Origin of the sequence: Klebsiella sp. C283, assembly GCF_048822555.1 — a bacterium.
GTDB lineage: Bacteria > Pseudomonadota > Gammaproteobacteria > Enterobacterales > Enterobacteriaceae > Klebsiella > Klebsiella quasipneumoniae.
Window position 1 is genome coordinate 1 of the sequence record NZ_JBMEZS010000057.1, and the last position, 1,595, is coordinate 1,595.

The window sequence follows — 1,595 nt, forward strand, 5'->3', positions numbered from 1 at the left end:
ACAATCTGTGTGAGCACTACAAAGGCAGGTTCTTTAAGGTAAGGAGGTGATCCAACCGCAGGTTCCCCTACGGTTACCTTGTTACGACTTCACCCCAGTCATGAATCACAAAGTGGTAAGCGCCCTCCCGAAGGTTAAGCTACCTACTTCTTTTGCAACCCACTCCCATGGTGTGACGGGCGGTGTGTACAAGGCCCGGGAACGTATTCACCGTAGCATTCTGATCTACGATTACTAGCGATTCCGACTTCATGGAGTCGAGTTGCAGACTCCAATCCGGACTACGACATACTTTATGAGGTCCGCTTGCTCTCGCGAGGTCGCTTCTCTTTGTATATGCCATTGTAGCACGTGTGTAGCCCTGGTCGTAAGGGCCATGATGACTTGACGTCATCCCCACCTTCCTCCAGTTTATCACTGGCAGTCTCCTTTGAGTTCCCGGCCTAACCGCTGGCAACAAAGGATAAGGGTTGCGCTCGTTGCGGGACTTAACCCAACATTTCACAACACGAGCTGACGACAGCCATGCAGCACCTGTCTCACAGTTCCCGAAGGCACCAAAGCATCTCTGCTAAGTTCTGTGGATGTCAAGACCAGGTAAGGTTCTTCGCGTTGCATCGAATTAAACCACATGCTCCACCGCTTGTGCGGGCCCCCGTCAATTCATTTGAGTTTTAACCTTGCGGCCGTACTCCCCAGGCGGTCGATTTAACGCGTTAGCTCCGGAAGCCACGCCTCAAGGGCACAACCTCCAAATCGACATCGTTTACGGCGTGGACTACCAGGGTATCTAATCCTGTTTGCTCCCCACGCTTTCGCACCTGAGCGTCAGTCTTTGTCCAGGGGGCCGCCTTCGCCACCGGTATTCCTCCAGATCTCTACGCATTTCACCGCTACACCTGGAATTCTACCCCCCTCTACAAGACTCTAGCCTGCCAGTTTCGAATGCAGTTCCCAGGTTGAGCCCGGGGATTTCACATCCGACTTGACAGACCGCCTGCGTGCGCTTTACGCCCAGTAATTCCGATTAACGCTTGCACCCTCCGTATTACCGCGGCTGCTGGCACGGAGTTAGCCGGTGCTTCTTCTGCGGGTAACGTCAATCGACAAGGTTATTAACCTTGTCGCCTTCCTCCCCGCTGAAAGTGCTTTACAACCCGAAGGCCTTCTTCACACACGCGGCATGGCTGCATCAGGCTTGCGCCCATTGTGCAATATTCCCCACTGCTGCCTCCCGTAGGAGTCTGGACCGTGTCTCAGTTCCAGTGTGGCTGGTCATCCTCTCAGACCAGCTAGGGATCGTCGCCTAGGTGAGCCGTTACCCCACCTACTAGCTAATCCCATCTGGGCACATCTGATGGCATGAGGCCCGAAGGTCCCCCACTTTGGTCTTGCGACGTTATGCGGTATTAGCTACCGTTTCCAGTAGTTATCCCCCTCCATCAGGCAGTTTCCCAGACATTACTCACCCGTCCGCCGCTCGTCACCCGAGAGCAAGCTCTCTGTGCTACCGCTCGACTTGCATGTGTTAGGCCTGCCGCCAGCGTTCAATCTGAGCCATGATCAAACTCTTCAATTTAAGTTTGATGCTCAAA

General features: G+C 54.0%; 1 rRNA gene. It reads right to left on the reverse strand.

The features are described 5' to 3' along the window. Positions 1-39: 39 nt before the first annotated feature. A 16S ribosomal RNA gene (locus ACOI7Z_RS27135) occupies positions 40-1,579 on the reverse strand. Positions 1,580-1,595: the final 16 nt, after the last annotated feature.